The organism is Faecalibacterium sp. DFI.5.82 (assembly GCF_029076575.1).
GTDB classification, from domain to species: Bacteria; Bacillota; Clostridia; order Oscillospirales; family Ruminococcaceae; genus Faecalibacterium; species Faecalibacterium duncaniae.
Genome location: NZ_JARFIS010000501.1, coordinates 1 through 311, shown reverse-complemented (window position 1 = coordinate 311; position 311 = coordinate 1). Strand labels below are relative to the sequence as shown.

The window sequence follows — 311 nt, the reverse complement described above, 5'->3', positions numbered from 1 at the left end:
TCAGAAATACACACAGCTTATCTCGCCATCTTCCATCTCAGACTTCGGTACTAATTTCCCTCTATCTCTACCGGAACCAACACCCGGCTCTGAGACTTCATATGTGTCCAGGTGCTTAACTCTTTTGGTGGTGACGGAATCTCTACCGTCTGTGCATCGGCTACGCCTTCCGGCCTCACCTTAGCTCCCGACTAACCTGGAGCGGAAGAACCTTCCTCCAGAAACCTGAGGCTTTCGGCCATGCAGATTCTCACTGCATTCGCGCTACTCATTCCGGCATTCTCACTTCTATACACTCCACAGCCGCTTAC

General features: G+C 51.4%; 1 rRNA gene. It reads right to left on the bottom strand.

Going from position 1 to position 311, the window contains the following annotated elements:
* A 23S ribosomal RNA gene (locus tag P0G09_RS17605) occupies positions 1–311 on the bottom strand; the annotation flags it as partial.